This window comes from Phycisphaeraceae bacterium, assembly GCA_019454185.1.
In the GTDB taxonomy this organism is placed as follows: Bacteria; Planctomycetota; Phycisphaerae; order Phycisphaerales; family UBA1924; genus JAHBWV01.
Map to the genome: position 1 here is coordinate 1,626,031 of CP075368.1, position 18,813 is coordinate 1,644,843.

Genomic DNA, 18,813 nt, shown 5'->3' on the forward strand with positions numbered 1-18,813 from the left:
GACAGAGGGATAGATCTCAGCGGCGTGGGTTGGCGGCATGTACGGCACTTTGAACGGCGAGTTGACGGCACCTTGAGGGACTTCCTGAACATCTCGATCGTCGGCGCGAGCGGGTACACCGGGGGCGAGCTCGTTGAGCGGCTGCTCGGGCATCCTCATGCGCGGATTGTGTCGCTGCTCGGGTCTGAGGGAGCGTCGGGGGCGAAGGCGGAGCCGCGGTCCTTCGAGACACTCTTTCCGCGCCTGCGCGGCCGGGTCGGGATGTCGATCTTGGCTCTGAATGAGCGCGAGTTGTGCGACGCGGATGTGGACGTGGTCTTCCTGGCGACGCCTCACGAGACGAGCATCGCCCTTGCTCCGCGGCTGATCGACGCCGGGAAGCGTGTCATCGACCTCTCGGGCGCGTGGCGGCTCGGGAGCACGGCCCTGACCAAGACGACTTACGGGCACTCCACCGATCGGCCCGAGTGGTTCGAGAACGCGGTGTACGCGCTGGTCGAGATCAACCGAGAGAAGCTGAGGGACGCCTCGCTGGCCTCTAACCCGGGGTGCTATCCGACGGCGTCGATCCTGGCGATCCACCCGTTGGTGAAGGCGGGCGCGATCCGGATCGGAACGCGGCCGATCATCGACGCGACGAGCGGTGTTTCGGGCGCGGGGCGCACCCCCAACGCGAGGACGACGTTCGGAGAGGTGAGTCTCCAGCCGTACGGCGTGCTGAATCATCGCCATGCTCCGGAGATCGAACTGCACGCGGGCACGGGTGTGGTGTTCACGCCCCATCTCGGCGCATACGACCGAGGGATCCTCGCGACCATCCACGTTGAGCTTGGGCCGGGTTGGACGGCTGCGCGGATCGACTCGCTGTATCGCGAGATGTACGCGCACGAGCGGTTTGTGCGTCTGCTTCCACAGGGGGAGTGGCCCTCGGTCGCTGGTGTGCGTCAGACGAACTTCTGCGACCTGAACTGGGCTGTGGATGAGTGCCACGGGCACCTGATCGTTGTGAGCGCGATCGACAACCTCGTGAAGGGGGCGTCGGGTCAGGCGATTCAGGCGATGAACGTGATGCACGGTTTGCCCGAGCATCTCGGGCTGCTGGATGACGGGCTGGGCGCGACGGCTTTGGCGAGCAAGGGGGGTGCGTGATGACCATCAAGAGCAGCGGGCGGGGCGGCCCGATCGTTCTCAAACTGGGCGGGCTTGCGATCGATGAACCGGCGGCCAACGGCACGCTGTGGGAGGCCGTCGCGAAGCTCGCCAAGTCCGCGCCGGGTGGGCTGGTCGTTGTCCACGGCGGCGGCGTGCTTGTCGATCGGCACCTGGCGGCCCTCAACATGGCGAGCGAGCGGCGCGAGGGGATCCGCATCACACCTCCGGAGCAGGTGTGGGAGATAACGGCGGTGCTGGCGGGGCGTGTGAATGTCGCGCTGGTCGGCGCGCTACGTGTGGCGGGCGCGAGGCCTGTCGGCGTTTCGCTCGGCTCTGCGGGCGTTGCGGACTGCAAGAAGACGAAGAAGTTCAGCTTCGATCCGGGGAGGGTGGGCGAGGTCTCCGGCGGGGATGGGTCCGCGCTGCTCGCGCTGCTGCGGAGCGGATTCCTGCCCGTGGTATCGTGCATCGGGATCGGCGATGACGGTGTGCCCCTGAATGTGAACGCGGATGATGCGGCTTCGGGGCTCGCCCTGAATCTCAACGCGGATCGACTGATCCTGCTGACCGATGTCGCAGGAATTCAGGGCCCTGACGGCGAGGTTGTGACGGAGATCTCGACAGAGGGCGTCAGTGATTTGATCACGAGCGGCGTGATCACCGGCGGCATGATCGCCAAGGCGCGGGCGGCGGTGGATGCGGCGGACAGGTCGGGCGCCCCCACTGTCATTGCCTCTTGGAAGAATCCGAAGATCATCTCGGATCTTGCACGCGGGTTGAAGGCGGGCACGTGCGTCTTGCCGCGACGACGGCCGGTGTTTGCCGAGCCGGCGGGCACGCGCTCGGTGTAGATCGGGCCTGAACTCAGAAGCAACCACGAGATTGAACCAGCGGTCCCCCTCGCCGAATGACGACGGGGCGGGACGTCGAACGAGATGAACATGCCGCGGATTTGAGCGGCGAACACGAGACAGAAGGCGAAGGCACATGACGACGATTGCGGCAACGAAGGCGACGGACCTGCTCACACTCGATGAACTCGGCGGCGAGGGTGTTCGGCAGGTCTTTGAGACAGCGGCGGCGATGAAGGCCACGCCCGGGGAGTTCCGGGGCGTGCTGAGCGGGAAGAGCGTGATCATGCTTTTTGAGAAGCCGTCGCTGCGGACACGGGTGTCGTTCGAGGTGGGCGTGGCACGCCTCGGCGGGCATGCGATGTTTTACGACCACGCCTCTGTGAAGATCGGCGAGCGAGAGTCGGTGAAGGACTACGCCAAGAATCTCGAGCGGTGGGTCGATTGCATCGTCGCGCGTGTGTTCAAGCACAGCATTCTCGATGAGCTGGCTTTCTACTCGTCGAAGCCGGTTGTGAACGCCCTTTCGGACATGCACCATCCGTGCCAGGCACTGGCGGATTTCTTTACGCTGAGGGAGCACGTCGGATCCGACGAGGCCCTCAAGCTCGCGTATGTGGGCGACGGGAACAACGTGGCGCACTCGTTGGTTCTTGCCGGCGCGATGCTCGGCGCGCATCTGACGATCGTCACGCCTCCGGGGTTTGAGCCGCAGTTCGACGTGCTGCGGGGGGCCATGGCGCATGCGCAGAAGTCCGGCGCGAAGATCACCGTGACGAACGACGTCGAGGCCGTCGAGGGGCACGACGCGGTGTACACGGATGTCTGGGTCTCGATGGGACAGGCGTCGCAGCAGGCCTTCCGTCTCGCGGCGTTCCAGGGGTACCAGGTCGATGCGGAGTTGATGGCGCTCGCGAGCAAGGGGAGGCTCAGGCCCGCGTACTTCATGCACTGCCTGCCGGCGAACCGGAACATCGAGGTGACGGACGAGGTCATCGACTCGGCTTCGTCGGTTGTGTACGACCAGGCGGAGAACCGGATGCACGTGCAGATGGCGCTTCTGGCCAAGCTCATGGGTCAGCAGGCGTAAGTGGTTCGTGCGGCAGCGTGATGCGATGCCAATGATTCGGCGTCAGAGAATGGCGACAGCAGTGATGCACCGCGGCGAATGAGCCGCGCAGGAGCGAGCAATGTCCAAAGCGAAGAAGGTCGTGGTTGCGTACTCGGGCGGTCTTGATACAACCGTTGTCATCCCGTGGCTTGTTGAGAACTACGGGTGCGAGGTGATCGCTTATGTGGGCGATGTCGGCCAGGGTGAAGAGGAGTTGAAGGGGATCCGCGAGAAGGCGATCCGGACCGGCGCGAGCGAGTGCTACATCGATGATCTGCGTCGCGAGTTCGTTGAGGATTATGTCTATCCGACGATGATCACCGGCGCGGTGTATGAGGGGAAGTATCTGCTCGGCACCGCGATCGCACGGCCGATTCTTGCGAAGGGGCAGGTCGATTGTGCGAGGAAAGTGGGCGCGGACGCGCTCGCGCACGGATGCACGGGCAAGGGGAACGATCAGGTTCGGTTCGAGGGCGCGTATGCCGCGCTCGCGCCGGACATGAAGATCATCGCGCCATGGCGGGAGTGGGATCTCCGCTCGCGGGAGGACCTGCTCGGGTATCTTGCGAAGCGGAACATCCCGACGACGGCATCGCTCACGAAGATCTACAGCCGCGACAGGAATCTGTGGCACATGTCGCACGAGGGCGCGGGGATCGAGGACCCGTGGAACGCGCCGCCCGAGGATGCGTGGACGATGACCGTTTCCCCTGAGCAGGCGCCGGACAAGGCCGAGGACGTCACGGTCGGCATCGAGAAAGGGCGCCCGGTGACGCTCAACGGGAAGCACCTTGCGGGCGAGGAGATGGTTGCGGCTCTCAACACGATTGCGGGCAGGCACGGTGTCGGGCGCATCGATCTGGTCGAGAACCGGCTTGTCGGGATGAAGTCTCGCGGACTTTACGAGACGCCGGGCGGCACGGTGCTTGTCGAGGCGATGCGCGGCGTGGAGCACCTGGTGCTCGATCGCGAGACGCTCCACTTCCGTGAGCATCTGGGGCTGCTGTTCGGCGAGCAGGTCTACAACGGGCGCTGGTTCACGCCGCTGCGCGAGGCGCTCTGGGCGGCCGCGGACAACATCGCCCAGCGTCTGACGGGCAAGGTCGTCGTGCGTCTTTACAAGGGATCGGCGACGGCGATCAGGCGTCAGTCGGACAACTCGCTCTACGCCGAGCAGTATGCGACGTTCGGAGCCGACGAGGTGTACAACCAGAAGCACGCCGAGGGATTCAACCGGCTCTGGCATCTTCCGGCACGCATCGCCGGCTCGCAGGCGCTTCAGGCGGAGGCGGTCCATTGAGCCAGGACTCCGGCGGCAAACCCGCCGCGATGTGGGGCGGCCGCTTCGAGGGTGAGGCGGATGAACTGTTCCGCGCCGTGAACGACTCGCTCGGTGTGGATTGGGAACTGGTGCAGCAGGACATCAGGGGCTCGATCGCCTGGGCGCACGCGCTGGGCGGCGCGGGCGTTCTGTCCGCGGATGAAGTCTCGAAGATCGAAGCGGCGCTGAAGGAGCTTTCAAGAGAGGCAGCGGCGATCCCGTCGCCTCCGCTGTCGAGCGGCGCGGAGGATGTTCACTCGTGGGTCGAGCAGGAACTGACGAAGCGGGTGGGCTCGCTGGGAAAGAAGCTGCACACGGGGCGGAGCCGCAACGATCAGGTCGCGACCGACCTGCGTCTCTGGGTTGTCGAGCAGTGCGAGCATCGGATCACCGAGGTAAAGGGGCTGCAGAGATCGCTCGTTGCGATCGGATCGAAGCACGCTTCGGACCCGATTCCCGGGTACACGCACCTTCAGCGGGCCCAGCCCGTGACCATCGGACACTGGGCGCTCGCGTATGTTGAGATGCTGGCACGCGATATCGAGCGGCTCGAATCGGCTCGCGGGATGGCGGCACGCTCGCCCCTGGGTTCGGCGGCTCTTGCGGGCACGACGTTCCCGGTCGATCGGAGCGAACTCGCGAAACGGCTTGGTTTCTCGGCACCAACGCGGAACTCGCTCGATGCCGTGTCGGACCGGGACTTTGCGCTCGACCTGATGCACGCATCCTCGGTGTGTTCGATGCACCTGTCGCGTCTGGCGGAGGAGATGATCATCTTCGCGACGGGCGAGTTTGCGTTCATCACACTGGATGATTCCGTGACGAGCGGCTCGTCGCTCATGCCTCAGAAAAAGAACCCGGATGCCCTCGAGTTGATTCGGGCGGGTGTCGGGCGTGCGCTCGGGAACTACACGAATCTTCTGACTCTGCTGAAGGGCTTGACGCTGGCGTACAACAAGGACATGCAGGAGGACAAGCCGCCGGTGTTCGATTCGATGCGCCGGCTGTCGCTGCTCCTTCGGATCGCTGCGAGGGTTGTGGAGCGGACGACGTTCAATCTCGATGCGTGCGAGCGGGCGGCCAGGGGCGGACACGCCAACTCGACCGAGCTGGCGGATTATCTCGTGGAGAAGGGGATTCCGTTCCGGGATGCGCACGAGGTCGCGGGGAAGCTTGTGCGTGAGGCGCTGGCGAGCGGGTGCTCGCTTGAGGATCTGTCGCTAGAGACGTTCAAGAAACATCATCCGCAGATCGACAGCGATGTGTATGCGCGTCTGACACTGGACGCCGTGCTGACACGCCGGGACGTGCTCGGGGGGACGGCCCCGGCGCGCGTGCGTGAGGCGATTGAAGCGTGGCGGAAGACGCTCGGGGTGTCGTGATCGACGCTCGCGGCGTGTGTATCAGCCGGGTGACTGCTCAGAGAACATGGCTTCGACGAACGCGTCCGGGTCGAAGGGCTGGACATCCTCGGGTGTCTCGCCGACACCGATGAACTTGACAGGGATCGACGTGGCTTCCTTGATCGCCACGACGATTCCACCCTTGGCGGTGCCGTCGAGCTTCGAGAGGAAGATGCCCGTGAGCCCGGTTGCCTTGTCGAACTCCTGGGCCTGGCGGAGCGCGTTCTGGCCCGCGGTGGCGTCGAGCACGAGCAGCGTCTCGTGAGGCCCGCCCTCGATCTGCTTGCCGATCACGGAGCGGATCTTCGTGAGTTGACGCATGAGGGGGTCTTGTGTCTGGAGGCGCCCCGCGGTGTCGAGGATGAGAACGTCGACGCCCCGGGCTTTGGCTGCGGCGCAGGCATCGAAGGCGACTGCGGCGGGATCCCCCCCCTGCTGCCCTTTGACGACTTCGACACCGAGACGCTCGGCCCAGATCTCGAGTTGTCGGACCGCGCCCGCGCGGAAGGTGTCGCACGCGCCGAGGAGGACGGTGTTTCCCTGCGAGCGGAGCGTGTGGCAGAGCTTGGCGATGCTCGTGGTCTTGCCCGCGCCGTTGACGCCGGTGACGAGGATCACCGTCGGGCGCGATCCCGCGGGGGCAAGGCGCAGCTCGCGATCGGCGGGTGGCCACATCGCCTTGAGTTCACGCTTCAGGTGCTCGAGAACGTCTTCGCCCTTGCTCAGCGTTCCCGCCTTGTAGTCGGCGCGGATGGAGTCGATCAGCTTCGTCGTGGCCTGGACGCCGACATCGGCCTGGAGGAGTCGGCGTTCGATCTCCTGGATCAGTTCTTCGTCGAGCTTGCGACCGAGCAGCACGGAGCGCAGGCCGGAGACGAAGGTGTCGCGCGTTTTGGCGAGACCTTGCCCGAGTTTCGAGATGATGGTCTTGAGGAACTTCATGCCGGTTCGTCTTCCGAGGTGCCCTTCTTGTCGCTGAGCCCGGCTCCCTTCATCACGCGGTCGAGGAGCCCGTTAACGAACGCGGGCGACTTCTCCGAACTGAACGACTTGGCCAGCTCGACGGCCTCGTTGATGACGATGCGGGGATGGGTCTCGGTGGCTGTCATCTCGTAGTGGGCGAGGCGGAGGATCGCCCGATCGACCGGGGCCATGCGGTGAGAGGGCCATTCAGGGGCGATCTTCTGGAAGGCGTCGTCCGCTTCTTTCCGACACTTGTATGCGCCAGAGACGAGGACCATCAGGGCCTCGACCTGCTCGGGGGTGATGCCTCGGGCGCGGGAGAGGATGGATGCGGCCTCGGAGGCGTCTTCGGCGCGTCTGCTGTCGAGTTCGAAGAGGACCTGGAAGGCGAGCCGTCGAGCCGCGATCGTGAGGACGCGTTCACGCTCCTGGGGGGCGAGCGAGGCGAGAGCGTCCTCGGCGGTGCTTTCCTGCGCGAGCGAGGCATCGCCGTCGCCCAGCACGAGCACGTCCTCCATGGCCATCCGACGCAGATCCTTCTTGACGCTCACTCGGACTCCTTGGGCTCAGACGGAGCCGGATGCCTTGTCGTTGATGGTTGATGCGATAGCGAAGGTCTGGGACGGTCGGTTCTCGAGGGCAGTAATGGACCGTGCCCGGCCGATGACGCTCAGCACGTCGATGAGGGCCCCCATCGCGTCCGCGCCCTTGTTCCCGTGCTTGCCGCCTGCACGCTCGGATGCCTGCTCCGGGGTGTTGACGGTGAGGACTCCGAGCGTGACGGGGATGCCGTGCTTGAGTGAGACCTCGACGACGCCCTGTGCGACGGCGTTTGCGATGTGCTGGTCGTGGGTTGTCTCGCCCCTGATGATGCAACCGAGCGTCACTGCGCCGTCGTACTTCCCGCTTGCGAGAGCGCGGTCGGCGAGGGCGGGGAGTTCGAAAGACCCGGGCGCGTGCCAGATGTCGGTAATGAACCCGGTGCGGCGTTCGGCCTCCGCGATCGCGCCTTCCAGCAATCGATCGGTCACGGTCGCGTTGTAGCGGCTCACCACCACCGCGATCCGGGGCGTGAGGGCGTTTGCGGGCTGGGGCGTCATGAGGCCGATCGTAGAGCAGCATCCAACGAGGGTCATCCCTGCGGCACGGGGTCCTGAAGGAAAGATACGATGGGGAAGTGCGAACACTCCTGTCATCCGTCTCTCCGGTGCTCCGACTCACGCGTGTGACGTCGGGATTCGCGGCCATCGGCAACGTGTGGTTCGTGGTGCTCTGGTCACGGGCCAACGGGGAGGAGACGGGCGGGGTCTCGGTCCGGCACGAGCCGCTGTGGCTCCTGCTGCTGGGGGGGGCGGCGGCGGCCGTCGGGTTGTACGCGTTCGGCGCGGCGTTGAACGATCTGGTGGATCTGCGGCGCGACAAGGTGCTGAAGCCCGAGCGACCGATGGCGGCGGGACGGATCAGCCCCGCGCTCGGGATCGCGATCGTCGCGGCCTCGCTTGCGGCGGCGTTGCTGGGCTCGACCGCTTTCGGCACGTCGGCGGTGATCCTGACGCTCGGGCTGACGATCGTGGTGCTGGTATACACGCTCGCGGCGCGGTTCGTGCCGGGGGTCGGGCTGGTTGTGCTCGGGCTTGTCTATGCGGGTCACATGCTGGTGCCGAACATCGGGCTGCGTTTCCTGTGGCCGGTATGGGTCGTGATGACACACGCGCTGTGTGTTGCGGCGGTGGCGCACGTCGTGGGAAAGAAGGTGCCCGCGTTGTCTCGTCGGGCGGTGATCGCCGTCGGGGCGGGGTGGTTGTTCTGGACGGCGGCACTGGCGTGGTGGGCCGCTCGGAGGAACAACGGATCGGTCTGGCCCGACTGGGTCGAGCCGGGCTCACTCGGCTGGGTTGTGCCGGTTGCGGCGGCGTTCGGCGTGTTCGTGTGGACACGGCTGCGTCGGCCCGGCGTGCCGGCGAGGCAGGCGGAGCGTGTGGTTCGATACGGCACGCTCTGGATGCCGCTGTACGGGGCGGCGTGGCTGTTCGGAGATGGGAGCACCCATGCGGCGAGTTCCGCGTGGCTGCTCGTCGGCGTTGCGGGCGTGAGTCTTGTGGGGATGACGGTGCTTCGCGAGTTGTACGGTCTCGCCGAACAGCCGATCGGCTACCGGCGGTGAGAGCGGACGCTGATTGTGCGGGGCGTCTCAGACGAGCTTGAGAGCGTAGAAGATGGCGGTGAAGACGAGGTCGGCGATGACGATCGCGACGACCGACTGGACGACGGTGCTGGTCGTGGCGTTTCCGACGCCGGCCGCGCCGCCGGTGACCTTGAGGCCGTTGCCGCACGCGATGACGCCGATGAGCGCACCGAACACGGTTGCTTTCAGGGTGCCGGTGACGAAGTCGACGAGTTTGGCCTGGTTGAGCGTGTTGTCGATGTAGGTGCTGACAGGGATGTCGAGGACGATGACCGAGACGGCGAGGGATGCGAGGATCGACACGAGGCTGGCAATGACCCCGAGCGCGGACATGCTGAGGATCGTAGCGAAGACACGCGGAACTACGAGGAATCGGATGGGGTTGAGCGCGTGGGCTTCGAGCGCTTCGACTTCTTCGCTGACGACCATGGTGCCGATCTCGGCGGCGATGGATGCGCCGGCGAAGCCGGTGAGAACGATCGCCCCGATGAGCGGGCCGAGTTCGCGGAGGACGGCGACACCGACGATGTTGGCGACAAGGTCGCGCTGGCCGAAGCCGTCGAGAGGCGGGGCGAGTTGCAGCGCGAGGATGAGCCCCACGCAGCCGGAGACGAGACTGACGATGAAGATCGACCGGACGCCGACGCGCACGATCTGGATGACGAGGGCAGAACTGCCTCGCTTTGCCTTGCGATCGGCCGCGCTCTTGGCGAACAGCGAGATCGCGTTGAGAAAGAGGAGGAGCAGGTCGCCGATATGGGAGAGGGTGCCCAGGACACGATTGCCTACGGCGTCGAGCGTCGCGACCGCGGCTCTGCTGAGCCGGGCCGGTCGGTGCGTGGATGTGTCCGTTTCCTGTGGCGTCATGTTCGTGTGATACGCTGCTTCATGCGGCGGATCATGTGCCGACCGCGTCGTCGAGCGACGACACGATATTGAAGTAGTTGTGGAGGCGCGCGATCTCGAAGAGGGCCTTGACCTTCTGGTTCATGGCGCAGAGAACGAGCTTCGTGCTATTGTTCTTGGCGTTCTTCATCGCCTCGACGAGCGTCGCAAGCCCCGACGAGTCCATGTACTCGACGCTGGCGAGGTTCACGATGAGCGTCTTGGGCTTGTCGCCTTGTGCGGTTCTGAGTGTGTTACGCAGCGCGGGAGAGCGGCTCATGTCGAGGTCGCCACGCGGAGAGACGACGATCGAGGTCTCTCGCTTCTCAATCTGGATGTCGATCGACATTGCATCAGCCATGATGACACCCCGTGCACGACGCTGAAGGAGCACCCGCATCTGTGCCGCTGGGCTGCACGACTTTTTTCGACATCGTGAGACGCATTCCCGCTTCCCCTCGCTTCTCGTATCTTACCTCGTCCATCACCTCTTTGATGATGTGGACGCCGAGCCCGCCGGGGCGGACGTCTTCAAGGTCACGGCTCTTGATCACGTCGGGCTCGACCTGCTTCGCCTCGTCCTCGATGACGATTCGCAGGACTTCGGGCCGATCGACCGGCCCCTCGGGATAGAGACTGAGCCAGATCGGACGATCCGATTGTCGGTTGTACCCGTGGCGGATCACGTTGCAGAGGGCCTCATCGACGGCGAGGGCGATCTGGCAGCAGGCCATTTCGTCGAACGAGAGACGCTTGGCGACCGCTGAGACCAGCTCGCGAGCCCCGCACAGATAGAGCGGGTTGCTCAGGATCTCGAGGCGGACATGGGGCTTGTCGCTCATACGGGCTCCCGGGATCGGGCTCGGCGGGGATTCACAGTCCTTGACGCCGCGCTTCGGAAGGCATCGAACCGTCGGCGGTTCGACCCTGGTACCACTCTACCCATCGGTCCGTCGCCGCCCGACGCTCGCGTTCGGGAGCGGCGTGATCATATCCAAGTGTCTGTCCTGTCATACGTTCCAGAGTTCGGATGGCCGTCAGGCGTACCGCGCTGTCGTCCGAATCCAGTGCGCTGATCAACTGGGGGATCTTTGAGGTGTCGTTCTTGGCTGCGACTTCGAGCATGGCTTCGATCCGCCCGGTCGGGTCGTACGAGTCCAAGCCCTTGGGCACGGGCTTCGTGCACGCACCGAGGGCGGGGAGAAGAAGGGAGAGGCCAAGGGCAGTCGCGATTTCCATTCTCACCGTTTGGATGGTACACCCGCGGGCTCGGATTCGCCGAATCCTGATCGGAGGTCCGAGAATGTTGGCTTGGACCTCCTCTTCTGGGTTCCTACCCTTGCCCCTTCCCGCGGCAGGGGCCGCGATCGGTCAAGGAGCCCGCAGATGGCGCAGCGTGTTCATGACGAACTCGTGATTGTCCTCGATTTCGGTTCGCAGACGGCGCAGTTGATCGCCCGGCGCGTGCGTGAGGCGGGGGTCTTCTCCATGATGGTGAGGCCGGACATCTCGCTGGCGGAAGTGCGCGCGATGAACCCGAAGGGGATCATCCTGTCGGGTGGTCCTTCGAGCGTGTACGAGGCGGGCGCGCCGAGGTGTGATCCGGCGATCTTTGATCTTGGAATCCCCGTGCTCGGTATCTGCTACGGGATGCAACTGGCGTGCCAGACGATGGGCGGAAAGGTGTCGCCGGCGGGGCATCGCGAGTTTGGTCGGGCCAACCTGACGGTGACGGACAAATCGGATCTTCTCGCGGCGATCCCCGGCAAGACGAGCGTGTGGATGTCGCACGGGGATCAGGTGACCGGATTGGGCGAAGCGGGATTCGAGACGCTCGCGAGCACACCGACCTGCCCTCAGGCGGCGGTGCGACTTGTGAAGGGCGGGAGAACTTTTTACGGCGTGCAGTTCCATCCGGAGGTCACGCACACGCCGCACGGCGGGGAGATTATTCGCAATTTCCTCTTCGAGGTCTGCCGCTCTTCCGGGACCTGGAAGATGGCGGATTTCGCGAAACAGGAGATCACGAGGATCCGCGAGCAGGTGGGGAACGATCGCGTGATCTGCGGGCTTTCGGGTGGCGTGGACTCTTCGGTTGCGGCGGTGCTATTGCACGAGTCGATCGGCGAGCAACTGACCTGCGTCTTCGTGGACAACGGTCTCCTGCGGAAGAATGAGCGGGAGCTGGTCGAGGCGACATTCAAGGATCACTTCAAGATTGACCTGCGCGTGGCGGATGCGTCGGAGGCATTCCTCTCGGATCTTGCCGGGGTGACAGACCCGCAGGAGAAGCGGAAACGGATCGGGGCGCGATTCATCAAGGTCTTCGATGAGGCCTCGGATTCGGTCGGCAACGCGAAGTATCTGGCGCAGGGGACTCTCTATCCGGATGTGATCGAGTCCGGGCACGGGCACGCGGGGCAATCGGCGAACATCAAGCTTCACCATAACGTGGGCGGGTTGCCGGCGGACATGCGGTTCAAGCTGATCGAGCCGCTGCGGAACCTCTTCAAGGACGAGGTGAGACAACTGGGTGAGGTTCTGGGGATTCCGTCTCAGATCGTGTGGAGGCATCCGTTCCCCGGGCCGGGGCTTGCGGTGCGGGTGCTGGGCGAGGTGACGAGGGATCGGCTGGATATCCTGCGTGACTGCGATGAGATCCTGCTGGAGGAGATCGTCGCCAACGAGTTGTACCGGCGGACGAGCCAGGTGTTCGCGGTGCTGCTGCCAGTCAAGAGCGTGGGCGTCATGGGTGACGGGCGGACGTATGACAGCGTGGTTGCGATCCGGGCCGTGGAGACCCAGGACTTCATGACGGCGGACTGGGCGCGGATTCCGTTTGATGTGCTCGCGACGATCTCGAACCGGATCATCAACGAGGTGCGGGGCGTGAATCGCGTGGTGTACGACATCTCGAGCAAGCCGCCCGCGACGATCGAGTGGGAGTAAAGAGTTGCACGAGCCAAGTGGCTCGTGCCCCAAGGTCTCATGCACGTTGAATCACGGAGAAACGCCGGCCGAGTACATCGGCCGGCGCAAGTGGTTGATCTCGAATCCGGTCTCGTTTCCGGGTAGCGATTTCAGTTTCGTCAGTTCAACACAAACGCGGCGATGACGGCGTCGAGGATGCCCATAAGGGCGGCTCCGGCGATCACGCCCGCGCAGATCGGCTCGTGATTCTCGACCCAGAGGGACTTGGGTGCGAGCGGGTCTTTCGGCTTTCTGCCGACGCCGAGAAACCAGAAGATGATGGCGCCGAGCGACATCGCGAAGATGTACTCGAAGCTGATCACGAATGCGAGCCCCAGGGCGACGGGTGAGAGCGGGAACTTGCCTTTGGAGAAGATGCGCCCGAGTTCGAGCGTGAGCCCGACGATGGAACCGACAATGGCGGCCCAGAGCACGCTCACCGGGAGCGAGCCGATTCCCTGCGTAAGCGCCTCGGCGACGGCCTTCCAGATTGTGGCGGCGGGCATGGGGAACGCATCGCTCTGGATGTTGGCAATCGTCGCGGCGGTCGCTTCGGCGGTTGAGGTGTCAACGGCCTTGTTGCCACGCACGAAGAGGATGAAGAAGAGCGGGACACTCGCGACCGATCCGGCGATGATGCCGATGACATGGCCGATGGCTTGCTGGCGCGGCTTCGCGCCGAGCATGTAGCCGGGCTTGATGTCCATCAGCAGGTTGGAGGCGTTCGAGACGACCTCTGCAGTAAGACTTGCCGTTGCGAGGTTGGTCTGGATGTTGCCCTTGTCGACCATGCCGTAGAAGAGCTGCGTGACCTTGCTGGTCGCGCCGACGGGCGTGGTGCCCGTGAGTGCGGTCGAACTCGCGGCGACGAGCGCGAGGATGAAGGCGAGCGGAAGCCCGACCAGGCAGACCCACCACTTCACACCGAAGAAGTACTGAGCCATGAAGGCGGCGACGATACTGACGATCGGCACGCCGACGATCGATATCCAGAGTGGGAGCTCGATGTGCCCGAGGACATCCGAGCCGGCCTTCTTCTTCTTTCCCGTGAGTGCAGAGAAGGCTGCCACGAAAGCTTGGGGCTTCGCAAAGAGCGCGGTGAACGAGGCAAACACCATGCAGGCGACGCCAGGCCAGAGGGCCCAGGTGGTGATGGTGCGGAAGTTGTAGACGCTCGCACCGGTCTCGGCGATGATGCGGGCGGGAGGGATCTCGCCCATGTTGATCATGATGGGGGCGAGGATCGCGTAGTTGATCAGACCCCCGATGAGCAGCGACATGCCGGCCTTGATGCCCATCAGACCGCCCGCGCCAATCAAGGCGAACTCGAGCGTCGGATTGAGGGTGAGTTGGCGGAGATCTACGCCGCCAATGGATGGTGCGGCACCGAAGACCTTTGTCCATCCTGCGGCGATCAGGTCGCCGAGCTGTTCCGGGAAGGAGACCACCTCAGACTTGAGTTTCAGGAGGCGGTGCTGGATCCACTCCTGAATGGCGTGCGCCTGGATGAACTTGAGGAACGCGGCGACGGCGGCGGTGACGACGAGGATGCGGGCCTTGACCATGCCGGAGGCGGCCTCGGCGGAGTGGAGGGCGTCGAGAACGACGCCGCACGCGCGGCCCTCAGGGAAGGGATGCTGCTCATCGTTGATGAAGCGTCGCTTCATCGGGAAGGCAAAGAGGACGCCGAGGACCGAGACGACGATGTTCCAAGCCATCATCTGCCACCACGGGATGATGTGCTCGCTGACGATCATGTAGGCGACGAGGGAGGAGATGAGCGGCGCGGTCATGTATCCCGCGCTCGTCGCGATTGACTGGACGCAGTTGTTCTCGAGAATCGTGAACTCTTTGGCGAGCCCGGTTCTCTGGAGAACCCTGAAGAACGCGAATGAGAGGATGACCGAGGTGATGCCGACACCGAGCGACCAGCCGGTCTTGGCTCCGACGTAGAGGTTCGTGGCGGAGAGGATGCCGCCGAGCATGAAGCCCATCAACGCGGATCGGATGGTGAGCTGGGGCATGTTGCCGCGGAAGACGTTCTCAAGCCACCAGCGGTCCTTCTGCTCGAGAGACCAGTCACGAATCTGTTCGTCGCTGAGTTGCTTCATTGCCATGGGGTCGCCAGTTTAGGAAAGGGGCGGCCGGTCTGCAACGCGATCGGCAGAGAGAAACCGGTGTAGCCCCTCCCCGGACTTGGACCGATAGAGCGAAGTGAGGGGTGTGACGCGGACACCGACTGAATCCGGATACGAATGACCGATCGCTTCACCATGCTCGACTGGCTCGGCCTCACCGGGTATGCGGCCCTCCTGATCGGGACCGGGTGGTGGTTCTCTCGCAAGAAGCAGCGGTCGAGTTCAGACTATTTCCTTGCGGGGCGGTCGATGCCGGCATGGGCGGTGGCGGTCTCCACGGCGGCGACGGCCATCTCCGCGGCGACCTTTGTCGGTGTGCCGGAGATGGCGTATGCGGGGGACCTGACGTATTTGGCGGCGAACATCGGAGCGATCCTGGCGATTCTGGTCGTCGCGTTCGTCTTCATCCCCGCCTTCTACCGGGCCAATGTGACGACGGTCTACGGGTTGCTCGAACAGCGACTCGGACCCGGCGCGAGGACGGCTGCCTCGATCGCGTTCCTGGTCGGGCGAGTCTTCTCATCCGGGGCACGGCTCTACATCGCGGCGATCCCCGCGGCCATGATCATCTGGGGCGACTCGCCAGACTCAGGGAACTTGTCGCACCTCTTGATGTCGATCGGTGCCCTGACCGCAGTCGGAATTGTCTACACCTTGATCGGGGGCGTGCGATCGGTCATCTGGACCGATATCGCACAAACCGCCGTGTTTGTGACAGCGGCGGGAATCGTGGTCGCCATCCTGCTTACGCGGATCGACGCCTCCATACCGGAGATCTGGCGCACGCTCGGCGAGCAGACGACCTCACGCGGAACGGCGAAGGCAACCATCATCTCCGCTTCCGGTGACCCCGCGGCGGCGTACACGCTCTGGGCATCGGTCATCGGGATGACGCTCCTGTACCTCGCGGCATATGGCACAGACCACGACATGGCGCAGCGGATGCTCACGTGCAAGACACCCGCGTCGGGCGGGCGGTCGGCGATCGCGGCGGTGATCCTGCAGGTGCCGCTGATCGCGCTGTTTCTTGGTATTGGTTCGTTGCTCTGGATCTTCCACCATCGGCCCGACATGCTGGCCGAAGGCGCACGGGACAAGACGGGTGGCGCGGGGCCTCCTGCGGGCAGCCGCGTGTTCATCAGGTTTATTGTGGATCACGGCCCAGCGGGCCTCTCTGGGCTGACGATCGCTGGTTTGTACGCCGCGGCACTCTCGACGCTGAACTCGGGATTGAACGCGATGGGGGCGTCGCTGTACGCGGATCTGTACCTGCCGCTCCGGAAGCGGCTTGGCAAGGCGGACGCTTCGCCGAAGAGCGAGGTGCGGACGGGCCGGTTGTTCGTGATGGTCGCGGGGCTATTGGTCGGGGGCTTCGCCTGCTTCTGCGTGTGGTGGCAGCGGACAGGGGGCTTGCTGCTCATCGACCTTGCTCTGAGTGTGATGACCTTTGCCTACGCGGGTCTTCTGGCCGTCTTCCTTGCGGCGATCCTCACCAGACGCGGGAACTCCGGGTCCGCATTGGCGGCGATCCTTGTCGGGTTTGTTGCGGTCGCGGCACTGCAGCCGGCGTGGATCGGGGCTTGGACAGCGTTTGTCCCCGGGCTGGGACCGACGCCGGAGATCGCCGACGACTGGCGACTCGGCGAACTCAAGCTCGCCTTTCCCTGGCAGTTGACGATCGGATTCGCGGCCTCGTTTGTGGTCTGCATAAGCGGGAAGAGACGGAGCACGCGGCAACCGGAGAAGCCGCATGATGGCAGCTCCCCCACTACCGTTCCATCGAACTGAGGGAGCACGCGAGCATGGAGCGTCGTCTGGTCGTTGGGTGCATGACAGGGACGAGCATCGACGGGATCGATGCCGCACTCGTCGCGATCGAGGGACGCGGGCTCGACCTTCGGGCGTTCATCGTTCGTGGGATCTCTCGGCCGATGGGTGATCTTGCGAGGGGGCTTCGCGATGCGGCCGAGCAGCGTCCACTCTCCGCGGCGCGATTCACCGAACTGGCACAGGGGCTGGCGGCGGCACACGTTCGTGCGATCACCGAGTTGCTGAGCGGTGACAAGTGCGACCTGATCGCGGTGCACGGCCAGACGGTGTACCACGCGCCGCCGCTCTCTTGGCAGATGATCAATCCATCGCCGATCGCGCACACCTTCGGCGTGCCCGTGGTGTTCGACCTGCGGGCGGCGGACCTTGCGAGCGGCGGGCAGGGTGCGCCGATCACGCCTCTTTCTGACGCGATCCTGCTGCGCGAGTTCCCCACCTCGGCGGCGGTCGTAAACCTGGGAGGTTTCTGCAACGTGACGACCGGCGTCGGAGAAGGCGGGGTGCAGATCGGGCGGATCGGGGGTCGGGACGTGTGCGCGTGCAACCACATACTCGATGCGATCGCACGAGCGACGATGGACAAGGCGTACGACGAGGGCGGGATGAGTGCCCTCTCCGGAACGATCGATCCCGAAGCCCTCGACGGGCTCCTTGCGATCCTCAGCGAGCAATCGATGGCCGGGCGCTCTTTGGGCACGGGCGATGAGGTGATGGGGTGGATCGAGTCGCACCGGCTGCGGGTGCGGGCTCAGGACATGGCCGCGACCGCATGCGCCGCGATCGGGCGGGCGGTCGCGGAATCGGTCAGGGGCGCGGGGACGGTGCTGCTGGCGGGAGGGGGCGCAAAGAACATGGCGCTGGTTCGAGCGATCCGACTGGCGGCGGTGCCCTCTACCGTCAGATTCGCGGACGAGCTTGGGATATCGAGCACCTACCGCGAGCCGCTGGCGATCGCGGTGCTTGGTGCGCTCTGCCAGGATCGGGTTCCCATCACACTGCCCCAGGTGACTGGGTGTGGCTCGGTGCCGCCCCCCATCTCGGGATGCTGGGTGCTGCCATGAGCGACGCTCGCCTCCCTCCGGACAGGTCATGGGTATCGACGGAACAACGAAACCCGGACTCGATGTCGCTGCACACGCTCTCGATTGCCGGATGCGTGGATCTCATCACGAACGAGGACCGGCGTATCCACGAGGCGATGGCACGGGCAAAGCCGGCGTTGACCGCGCTCATCGCGGACATTGTGCCACGCTTTCGGCGGGGAGGGCGGCTCATCTATGTGGGAGCGGGCACATCAGGACGGCTCGGCGTCTTAGATGCCTCTGAGGCCCCGCCAACCTTTCAGGTCGATGCGGGGCGGATTGTCGGGATCATCGCCGGCGGGGACGCAGCGTTACGAAAGTCGTCTGAAGGTGCGGAAGACGACCCCGACGGGGCGAGGGACTCGCTGGCGAAGCTCCACCTGACGGATGACGATTCAGTCGTCGGGCTGGCGGCGGGAGGCACGACCCCTTATGTGCTTGGAGCGATTGGACTTGCGAAGCACGCGGCACCCGGATCGCTGGCATCACTCATTACCTGTTCCGATGTTCCAAAGCCAGCGTGTGCAGACCACCTGATCGTGCTGGAGACTGGTGCGGAGGTCCTGACCGGCTCGACGCGGATGAAAGCGGGAACGGCGACAAAGCTGGCGTTGAACACCATCTCGACCACGGTGATGATCCAGTCGGGCAAGGTCTACGAGAATCTCATGGTGGACCTACGGGCTTCCAACGACAAGTTGCGCGACCGAGCGGCACGGATCGTCTCGACCCTGACCGGGGTCGATCGTCACGGCGCAATCACGCTGCTCGACCGGGCGCAGGGCTCGGCCAAGGTTGCGATCGTGATGGGTCGGTTGGGGGTGGATTCGACCGCTGCGGAAGCCATGCTCGGCGTGTCGGGGGGGCGTCTCGACGTTGTGTTGTCCGAGGCCCCGCCGATCCGATCAATGTAATTGTCGAT

The 18,813-nt window shown here is 64.7% G+C and carries 18 protein-coding genes; 10 read left to right on the forward strand and 8 right to left on the reverse strand.

From position 1 onward, the window contains the following. Positions 1-72: 72 nt before the first annotated feature. The 5 genes from argC to argH all read left to right on the forward strand — a co-directional run bounded on the left by argC (position 73) and on the right by argH (position 5,817). Positions 73-1,149, forward strand: a complete 1,077-nt coding sequence (gene argC, locus KF838_06895; protein QYK49573.1) for an N-acetyl-gamma-glutamyl-phosphate reductase — start codon at positions 73-75, stop codon at positions 1,147-1,149. Further along, on the forward strand, positions 1,149-2,003 hold the full coding sequence (gene argB, locus KF838_06900; protein ID QYK49574.1) for an acetylglutamate kinase: 855 nt from the start codon (positions 1,149-1,151) through the stop codon (positions 2,001-2,003). Before argC ends, argB begins: the two co-directional genes overlap by 1 nt. Before the next feature lie 136 nt (positions 2,004-2,139). Beyond that, entirely contained in the window at positions 2,140-3,093 is a 954-nt protein-coding gene (gene argF / locus KF838_06905; protein ID QYK49575.1) for an ornithine carbamoyltransferase, read from the forward strand. A gap of 100 nt (positions 3,094-3,193) precedes the next feature. Beyond that, positions 3,194-4,414, forward strand: coding sequence for an argininosuccinate synthase (locus KF838_06910; protein QYK49576.1), 1,221 nt, complete (start codon positions 3,194-3,196; stop codon positions 4,412-4,414). Further along, complete coding sequence (gene argH / locus KF838_06915; GenBank protein ID QYK49577.1) at positions 4,411-5,817, forward strand: argininosuccinate lyase; 1,407 nt, start codon at positions 4,411-4,413, stop codon at positions 5,815-5,817. Before KF838_06910 ends, argH begins: the two co-directional genes overlap by 4 nt. Positions 5,818-5,838: 21 nt before the next feature. On the opposite strand, the gene ftsY is transcribed toward argH, so the two are convergent. From ftsY to KF838_06930, 3 genes are read right to left on the reverse strand one after another with little or no spacing between them, the layout of a single operon-like run. Continuing rightward, the gene (gene ftsY, locus KF838_06920; GenBank protein ID QYK49578.1) at positions 5,839-6,780 is read right to left on the reverse strand and encodes a signal recognition particle-docking protein FtsY; all 942 of its coding nucleotides are present in this window, start codon (positions 6,778-6,780) and stop codon (positions 5,839-5,841) included. Beyond that, on the reverse strand, positions 6,777-7,352 hold the full coding sequence (gene nusB / locus KF838_06925; protein QYK49579.1) for a transcription antitermination factor NusB: 576 nt from the start codon (positions 7,350-7,352) through the stop codon (positions 6,777-6,779). Before nusB ends, ftsY begins: the two co-directional genes overlap by 4 nt. Positions 7,353-7,367: 15 nt before the next feature. Further along, the gene (locus KF838_06930) at positions 7,368-7,901 is read right to left on the reverse strand and encodes a 6,7-dimethyl-8-ribityllumazine synthase (protein QYK49580.1); all 534 of its coding nucleotides are present in this window, start codon (positions 7,899-7,901) and stop codon (positions 7,368-7,370) included. Positions 7,902-7,978: 77 nt separating this feature from the next. Here KF838_06930 and KF838_06935 point away from each other — a divergent pair, with 77 nt between their 5' ends. Then, on the forward strand, positions 7,979-8,965 hold the full coding sequence (locus KF838_06935) for a UbiA family prenyltransferase (protein ID QYK49581.1): 987 nt from the start codon (positions 7,979-7,981) through the stop codon (positions 8,963-8,965). A 27-nt stretch (positions 8,966-8,992) separates the two neighbouring features. Here the strand turns inward: KF838_06935 and KF838_06940 are convergent, their stop codons facing one another. Genes KF838_06940 through KF838_06955 form a run of 4 tightly spaced genes read right to left on the reverse strand, consistent with a single transcriptional unit; the run spans position 8,993 to position 11,110 of the window. After that, complete coding sequence (locus tag KF838_06940; protein ID QYK49582.1) at positions 8,993-9,853, reverse strand: ABC transporter permease; 861 nt, start codon at positions 9,851-9,853, stop codon at positions 8,993-8,995. A gap of 31 nt (positions 9,854-9,884) precedes the next feature. Then, entirely contained in the window at positions 9,885-10,232 is a 348-nt protein-coding gene (locus KF838_06945) for an STAS domain-containing protein (protein ID QYK49583.1), read from the reverse strand. Continuing rightward, positions 10,225-10,713, reverse strand: a complete 489-nt coding sequence (locus KF838_06950) for an ATP-binding protein (protein QYK49584.1) — start codon at positions 10,711-10,713, stop codon at positions 10,225-10,227. The genes KF838_06945 and KF838_06950 overlap by 8 nt, the downstream gene beginning before the upstream one ends. Positions 10,714-10,744: 31 nt before the next feature. Further along, positions 10,745-11,110, reverse strand: coding sequence for a HEAT repeat domain-containing protein (locus KF838_06955; protein ID QYK49585.1), 366 nt, complete (start codon positions 11,108-11,110; stop codon positions 10,745-10,747). A gap of 147 nt (positions 11,111-11,257) precedes the next feature. On the opposite strand from KF838_06955, the gene guaA reads away from it, so the two are divergent. Beyond that, complete coding sequence (guaA, locus tag KF838_06960; GenBank protein ID QYK49586.1) at positions 11,258-12,820, forward strand: glutamine-hydrolyzing GMP synthase; 1,563 nt, start codon at positions 11,258-11,260, stop codon at positions 12,818-12,820. Between the two features lie 140 nt (positions 12,821-12,960). On the opposite strand, the gene KF838_06965 is transcribed toward guaA, so the two are convergent. Further along, positions 12,961-14,958 carry an OPT/YSL family transporter gene (locus KF838_06965; GenBank protein ID QYK49587.1) on the reverse strand — a complete coding sequence of 666 codons (1,998 nt, stop codon included), beginning with the start codon at positions 14,956-14,958 and terminating at the stop codon, positions 12,961-12,963. Between the two features lie 138 nt (positions 14,959-15,096). On the opposite strand from KF838_06965, the gene KF838_06970 reads away from it, so the two are divergent. From KF838_06970 to murQ, 3 genes are read left to right on the forward strand one after another with little or no spacing between them, the layout of a single operon-like run. After that, complete coding sequence (locus KF838_06970) at positions 15,097-16,767, forward strand: hypothetical protein (protein QYK49588.1); 1,671 nt, start codon at positions 15,097-15,099, stop codon at positions 16,765-16,767. A 14-nt stretch (positions 16,768-16,781) separates the two neighbouring features. Continuing rightward, entirely contained in the window at positions 16,782-17,870 is a 1,089-nt protein-coding gene (locus tag KF838_06975; protein QYK49589.1) for an anhydro-N-acetylmuramic acid kinase, read from the forward strand. After that, positions 17,867-18,805: an N-acetylmuramic acid 6-phosphate etherase gene (murQ, locus tag KF838_06980; protein QYK49590.1), complete on the forward strand. Its 939-nt coding sequence runs from the start codon at positions 17,867-17,869 to the stop codon at positions 18,803-18,805. The genes KF838_06975 and murQ overlap by 4 nt, the downstream gene beginning before the upstream one ends. The last annotated feature ends 8 nt before the right edge of the window (positions 18,806-18,813 follow it).